Annotated in this window: 4 protein-coding genes; 2 read left to right on the forward strand and 2 right to left on the reverse strand. The window is 60.6% G+C overall.

All coding sequences use genetic code 11. From position 1 onward, the window contains the following. Together VMA74_RS09110 and VMA74_RS09115 are read right to left on the reverse strand one after the other, a co-directional pair. Window positions 1-1,457 (reverse strand): beta-L-arabinofuranosidase domain-containing protein (locus tag VMA74_RS09110; protein ID WP_325366325.1); only part of this gene is annotated, 1,457 nt, incomplete at its 3' end. A 167-nt stretch (window positions 1,458-1,624) separates the two neighbouring features. Then, window positions 1,625-3,976 carry a Tat pathway signal protein gene (locus VMA74_RS09115; RefSeq protein WP_325366326.1) on the reverse strand — a complete coding sequence of 784 codons (2,352 nt, stop codon included), beginning with the start codon at window positions 3,974-3,976 and terminating at the stop codon, window positions 1,625-1,627. A 370-nt stretch (window positions 3,977-4,346) separates the two neighbouring features. Here VMA74_RS09115 and VMA74_RS09120 point away from each other — a divergent pair, with 370 nt between their 5' ends. Together VMA74_RS09120 and VMA74_RS09125 are read left to right on the forward strand one after the other, a co-directional pair. Beyond that, window positions 4,347-6,125, forward strand: coding sequence for a type IV secretory system conjugative DNA transfer family protein (locus tag VMA74_RS09120; RefSeq protein WP_325366327.1), 1,779 nt, complete (start codon window positions 4,347-4,349; stop codon window positions 6,123-6,125). A gap of 47 nt (window positions 6,126-6,172) precedes the next feature. Next, window positions 6,173-7,117, forward strand: a complete 945-nt coding sequence (locus VMA74_RS09125) for a hypothetical protein (RefSeq protein ID WP_325366328.1) — start codon at window positions 6,173-6,175, stop codon at window positions 7,115-7,117. The last annotated feature ends 173 nt before the right edge of the window (window positions 7,118-7,290 follow it).

The following is a 7,290-nucleotide window of genomic DNA, read 5'->3' on the forward strand; positions in this document are numbered from 1 at the left end:
GCGAACGATGCCGGCTGCGCAAGCTTGAGCTGCAGGCGCGTGCGCGGCTCGCGCGGGAAGCGCGTTTCCTGGCGCACCACCACGCCTTGCTGCGCCCAGTGCAACTCGGAGGGCACGAACAGATTCACGTAAAGATCCTGCCCGTCGTGGAAATAGACGTTGCTGTTGAAGCGCGCGAACTCTTCTGCGCCGGTACCGGTGCAGCACCAGAACGAGTCGGTGGGCGAGTTGTAGAATTTGTTGGCGCCCGGGCGTAGCGGGTAGAAGTACAGCTTCATCCCGTCCGTATCCTGGGTGCCGAGGCGCGCGTTGTAGAGCGTGCGTTCGTAGTAGTCGAAGGCGCGCGGATCGCCGTTCCAGCTGTAGACGTGGTGCGTGAGCTTCAACATGTTGTAGGCCACGCAGGATTCGGCGTTGTACAGGCCAAGCTGCCCTTTCAGGTCGCCGGGGCCGGTCTTCCAGAACTCGTCATTGCTGGTGCCGCCGGTGGCGTAGCTGCGGTGCTGCGTGACGGTTTCCCAGAAGAACTCGGCAATGCGCCGGTAGCGTGGCTCGCCGGTCAGTTCGTAGCGCCGCGCGGCGCCGATGATCTTGGGCACCTGCGTATTGGCATGCAGGCCCTGCAATTGATCGCGGTAGGAAGCCAGTGGATCGAACAGCGAGGCCTGGTCGAAGCGGTGCGCGGCATCGCGATAGCGCTCGTTGCCGGTGATCGCGTACAGCTCATACAAGGAATCGTTGATGCCGCCGTATTCGGTTTTCAGCATGTTCGCCATGTCGGCGTCGGAAAAACCGTTGAGCCAGCGCACGACCCAGTCGCCGATGCCGGTGGCCACTTTCAGCGCCTGCTGATTGCCGGCATGGCGATACATGTCGAGCATGCCGGCGTGGATCTTGTGGATTGTATAGAACGGCGCCCACACGTTTTGCCCGCGGCTTAGCCGGTCGAAAAAGCTTTCCGGGAAGGCGCTCAGGTAACCGTTGGGCCGCTGGCATGCGGCAAGTGCCGCCACCAGTTCATCGCCGCGCGTTTTCAGTGCCTCGTTGCCCTCGCTGGCATACGCCAGCGCGCAGGCCGAAAGGTAATGGCCGCCGCTGAAATGCCCACGCAATTCGCAATCGGGTTTCTCCCAGCCGCCCAGTGGCGCGGCGTGCGAGGGCAGCCCGGCCTGCAGGCGGAAGGTATGCACCAGCCGATCGACCGGCAGGCTTTGCAAGTAACGCCGGTTGATGGCGGCGGCTTGCGTGAAATCGCTATCCAGCAAGCGCACCTGATGCAGGGCAAACGGCTGCACGCAGCGTACCGGTTGGTCGGGTATGGCTTGTGTTGACGCCGCTGCTTTCCCCGCCGGCTCGGCCAAGTCGAATGCACCTAAGCGCGGTGCGGCGATGGTGGCGGCAAGAGCGGTTGCCGCACCTTTGAGAAATCGCCTGCGCTGATCAACCCCGTGTTGCATGCCACTCCCCAGTGACGGCCAAAAACGCCACGAATCACTAATTGATATTACAAATAATATAAAATCGTGGACGGCTTCATCGTGCCGTAATAATTAGCGGGGCGTCTTGTGCCAATTGCTGCACTTACGTGCGGAATTCTGCATAAACCTGGTGTCGCGAAGCTTGTTTACGTGAAGCGTGCGTGTATGTGAATGGGTTGGCCGGGGGTTCCTTGCAGCTTCACGGATTCGTCCCGCCACTCGGCAGCCACGCCGTTCACTTGCACGGCTGCCAATGTTTTGCCCGCTGGCGCACGCAAGCTCAACCATGTCGGCGGAACCGCGCGATCGGGCAGGGTTACGCTGCCTTCGATCACGTCTTCGCCGGTGCGGCGCAGTTGAAATCCAGTGCGGCCCCAGCGTGTCGGCGCATCGCTGATGCCGATCGGTTGCGTGCCGTCGATCCATGCACGTGGCACGGCGCGCGCCAGGTAAAGGGTCTCCCCGGCGCTATCTTCGAACACCAGCATCCAGCGCAGCAGTAACGGAATGGTGAGTTGTGCCGGCATGCAAAACAGCGGCATGCCACCGGTGATATCCGACACTTCGCCCGCCGTCCAGCTTCCCGGTGTGTGTGCGTGATAACGGTGGGCGTAGAGAAACAACAGGAATTCGTCGATGCGGCCCAGGCGCAGCAGTTGTTGCGCGTAGCCATAGGAAATAAAGCCGAGGATATCGCGGCCATCCGGCGTCACCGGCCCGATGTTGGCGACCACGCCGATGCTGGTGGCGCCATGCCCGCGCATGCAATCGACGACCAGGTTGGCGAGATCGCTGGGCAGCACGTCGGCTTGCAACAATTCGGCATAAGCGCGATGCGGCCATTGCTGTTCGCTGGGTTTTTCCTTGGCCAGCGATTCGCGGAAGCTGAGCGTGACGCCCGGCAACGGTCCTATGTAGGGTGGCGTGAGGTCATGGCGCACGTTCGCGCGTAGCGTGCGTTCCACTTGCTGCGTGAGCTGGTTGGCGCGCTCTCGCCAGTGCATCGCCTGGGCGTTGCCGTTTTGCGCAATCGCCGGCCATACCTGCGCGATATCGTGCAGGCCGCGTGCAGCCAGGGCGCTATTGGCGTAATACGGCTTCCACCACAGCGTGGGATCGGGAAACAGGCAGGCATCCGATTCATTCCAGCCGTGGATCAATCCGTAACCGGGATGGCTGGCGGGCAGTTGCAGGCTGGCATCGTGCAATTCCAGCAACAGCTGCGCCGTGGCTTCGATCTTGCCGCGATGCTTGGCAAGCAGCGCGGCATCGCCGGTGTAATGGAAGTAACGCGCAAGCAGCGAAAGCGTCAGCCCGAATTGTCCGGTCTCCGGCCCGCGCATGTTGATCATGCCATCCGCTTGCACGAAGTCGCTGAAATACTCGTCCAGCACGGCGGCGGCCTGGGCGAAGCGGCCCCATTCCAGGTTCGCGTACAGCGAGCTGGTAAAGGTGTCCTGGAATCCGTCGTATTCGTTGCCGTAGTAGTCGCGATCCACCGCGCCGTATTTTGGATAGCTGCCATCCGGGCGCACGATCAACTCGCGCGCGAAGGCATGGCGCATCATGTCGGTCCAGCCGGTGGCAGGTACTTCGGCGGCGCAGACGTCGGCGAGTTCGGCTTGCCAATAGTCGTGGAAACGCAGCAGTGCGGCGTAGAACGCTGCGGCGTCCGGCGGCATCCGGCGCGGTGGATAGCTGGGATAACTGTGGCCGTAGCTCACCTGCAGCATCCGGCCGCGTTCGATGTGCGCGGTGCGATGCCAGGTCTGCACCACGAAGCGATCGGTAGCGTCCACGTCGGCAAATACCAGTACGTCGTACCAGCTGTCCTCGCCGATCGGAATCACTTTGTGCACGGCCGGCAGCCAGCCACCGAGCAAGCCTTCGCGGCGGCGCGCGACGCGCTTGGGATCGTGCAGTTCGGCGAACACCTGGTCGGTGTGATACGTACGCGTGCTGCCGGAGGTGTAGACCGGCATGGTGTCCGCGCTCTGGCGCGTGCCCACGAAAGTGGTCCACGGCAAGCGGCCGTAGTAGTTCTCCGGATCGAGCTTGGAGGCAACCGGCGGCGCCGCGCGACGGACCTCGTCTTCTTGTGGCTCGCCGTGGCGCAGCAGGTGGTCGGCGAGTAGATCCGCCTCGGCCAAGGCGATATCGGCGAGTTTCATGCCGAAGTAGGGCGCTTCGTTGTCGGCATACACCGGTTCGGTGCGCTTGCTCAGCACGCAGGCGTGATGGCCATCGCTCAGCGTCAGTGCGCCGTGCGGATCGCGCAGATCTTCAAACACCTGCCATGCTTGTCCTGCGGACGTGAAAGGCGTCAGCAGCGTATGCCCCTGCAGCGGCAAACCCTGCGCCGGCACGCGCACCGGTGGCGGAGCGGGGCGCGCGGATGTCGAAGCGACGGCCGGCGCGGACTGGCTGCGGCTTATGCCATGCAATCCAACGGCCGCACTGGTAGCGGCCAGACCTTGCAGAAAACGTCGACGATCCACGCATCAACCCCTTTGGGGACGGTGGTGAGGCCGCCCCGCTCGCGACAAGAAAATGGAATGGCCCGTGCACGTCTTGGGGAGGAGGGTGCCGGCGTGTTCGACCGGCAGAGGCGGTGCCGTGCACGGGCCTGTTGTCATGTTGCGACTGCGTTATGAAGCGGTCTTGGCGAAATGCAGCGGCTTGGATGCGGATTTGGGCATAGTGACCGGCCGGATCAGCCTTCCATCTGCGCACGCCTACATGTTTGCCGTCATCCACTGACTGCGCGCATCCACGGTTGGCAGCAGCCTATACGGTGCCCGTCTTGAGCATGCTCCGATGTTCCCCGTCGATGGGCCTCATACCGTACGAGCAAAGGGAGTTCTTGCAATGCATACCGGTGTTAGGGCCGGCTTCGCCGCCACCTTGCTTATCGTGGCGCTGGCGGCCGGATTGTTCCTCTCCGCTTACCTGGTATTGCTGCTGCTGGGTCTGCACGACGTTCCACAAACCTGGCACACCTACTGGGATTACTACCGCGCGCTCGATCTTCCGGAGGTTGCACCCTACGTCACCAAGATCAAGCTCGGCGGCTACCTGGGTTTTGGCCTGCCGTTGCTGGCATGGCTGGGGTTGTTGGTGCCGCTGTTCAGCCAGAAAGAAGCGCCGTTGCACGGCGAGGCACGCTTCGCCAACCAGCGCGATCTGAAAAAGGCCGGCATGCTGAAGAAGAAGCCCGAGAGCATTGTCGTGGGTCGCTACAAAGCCCGCCTCATCTACGTCAACGGCGCTTGGCACGTCCTCATAATTTCTCCCACAAGGTCGGGCAAGACCACCTGCGTGGCCATCCCTGTGCTGCTCACCTACAAACACTCCGTGGTCTGTCTCGACGCGAAAGGCGAATTATGCAAACTCACCAGCGGGCAGCGCGCCGCGATGGGCCAGGACATCATCGTATGGTCGCCGTACGATGAACAAGGTTGCACGCATCGTTTCAATCCGCTGGCGCTGGTGTCGAGCGACTGGCGCCAGCGCATCAACGATATCCAGACCCTTGCCGCCATTCTGTATCCGGACCAGAACGCACAAGATCCGTTTTGGACGTCGCAAAGCCGTGCGGCGTTCACCGCCTTCGCCTGCTTCATGTTCGAGCGGTGGGACGAACTGTGCAAGGAGGACATCTCGCTCGACTTCAACAGCTCGCCGCTGTTTCCCAGTCTCGAACGCCTGCTGCATTTTTCCTCTGGGGGCAAGGCGGTGTTGCAGCAATTACTCAACGATCCCCGCTATCGCAGTGTCATGCGCCAACAGACGCGTACCGCCTTCGCCGGCCTGCTGAGCCTGGCGGAAGAAACCTTTTCGTCCGTGATCGCCACCATGCAGGCGCCGCTGCAACCGTTCCTCAGTCCCATTCTGGCGGACGCCACCAACGGCCTGGACTTCGACGTGCACGCATTGCGCCGTCGGCCTATCACCATCTATTGCGTGATTCCGCCCGCGAAACTGGGCGAATCGAGCAAGCTGATCAATATTTTTTTCAGCACCCTGATCGGCCAGAACCTGAAAGTGCATCCGGAGGATGACCCGGCGCTCAAGCACCAGGTGCTGTTCCTGATGGACGAATTCACGGCCATGGGCCCGGTGGACGTGATCGCTGAACGCATCTCGGTCGCCGCGGGCTACGGCGTGCGCTTCCTGACCATCGTGCAAAGCCAGTCCCAGTTGCGCTCCACCTATGGAGCAGATCGCGCACGCACCTTCTCCACCAACCATTCGGCGCAGATCGTATTCACGCCGCGCGAGCAGGAAGACGCCAACGACTACAGCGACATGCTGGGCTACCGCACCGTGCGCCGGAAACACCGATCGATCAATCGTGGCCGGGGCGGCAGCAACGTTTCCCACAGCATCACCGAAGAGCGGCGCGCGCTGATGCTGCCGCAGGAGATCAAGGAGCTTCCCAGCGATGAGCAGTTGATCTTCGTCGAGCGTTGCCGCCCGATCCGCTGCCGGAAGAACTGGTACTTCAAGCTGCGTTATTTCACCAGACGATTGCTGCCCCCAGTGAATATCAAGCCGATCGCGCAGCGGGCAGCGCAAGGGCAAGCGTCAGAAACAGTGAAAACGCACGACGAAAACACGTTGCAGCAATTGATTGGCGGTCATTGAACGACAGGGCAATGCGGGCTTCCCCACAAAAAACACGGAAAGCAAACATGACAATGGAATTGGGTTTGGGTGTTGTGCTTGTCGCGCTCTACGTGTCGGCTCTGGCCATGGTGGTATTGCTCGGCCTGGAGTTGACTCCATCCCGCCGGATCAACCCGCCGCAACTGGATAGCCCTTCGAACCGTCAAACGAATGCCCGCCGTGGATTCACCCGCGAGGACGACGTGAATGGCGAGGGTGCGCGGCCATCCTCCCTGATTCCCTATTACCACCTCAAACCCGACCGGATCTACCTGCTGCAATTGCGATATGCCGTGGAAATCGCCAACGAGGAGACGGTGCGCAAGTACGGACCGTTGCCACCGGGCGGATTGCCCGTCACAGACAAACGTAAGCTCGCAGGAAAGTTGACAAAACCGAGTATCACGATAGAAAGCCATGAAGAGGATGAAGCGATGAAGTTGAAACAGATGGCTGCAGCAGCGGTTTTGGCGGCGGGAACGGTGGCATGCCATTCGGCGGACTTTGCGCCTGAAGATGCGGGACAGGCAGGAAAATCGCCAGCTCATTCGTCGAGCGCGATGGTTGAATCAACTTCAACAAGCCGCGCGTCCGCAAAAACACCCGAGGCAAGGCTGGGTGCTGATTATAAAAAGAAAGGTTCCTTCGCCGATTTTCGCAAAAAACTACTTGCAGATGGTTGGCAGCCGGTGACGAACCTGAATTGCAACGATTTACTTGGTATGGATGAGTTTTGTGACGTCATCCCAGAAACAATCTGGGCTTCAGGAACCGGATACTACGTATTGCACTACGTCAAGGATGGAACGCCGCTGAGCGTGACACTCTACGGTGAAATAGAGGCATTGAAAGATCCGGATAAAAGCGGAGGGCTTTGGGTGACTGGATGGGAGTACACCACTGGCACTGATTTCATCCCTGAAGATACTGATCCTACGTACAACCCGGCTTATAGGAAGAGCAAGCAATGACTAGTCCCCTGATGGAACTGATTGGTAGCGGTGAGGGAGACTACAATTCTTACAATGGCGGGACGTACAAGGATGAGCATGGAAGGTACGTAGTCATTCCTGCCAATCAGGCATTTGATTTTTCGGAGATGTCCGTAGCTGACATTCAGCGACATCAAGCGTATCCCGTTCAC

The organism is Dyella sp., assembly GCF_035508675.1.
Lineage (GTDB): Bacteria > Pseudomonadota > Gammaproteobacteria > Xanthomonadales > Rhodanobacteraceae > Dyella_B.

Bases quoted from the DNA above. Each gene is read 5' to 3' on its own strand.
- VMA74_RS09120 (WP_325366327.1), top strand. From the start codon at position 4,347: ATGCATACCGGTGTTAGGGCCGGCTTCGCCGCCACCTTGCTTATCGTG.
- VMA74_RS09125 (WP_325366328.1), top strand. From the start codon at position 6,173: ATGACAATGGAATTGGGTTTGGGTGTTGTGCTTGTCGCGCTCTACGTG.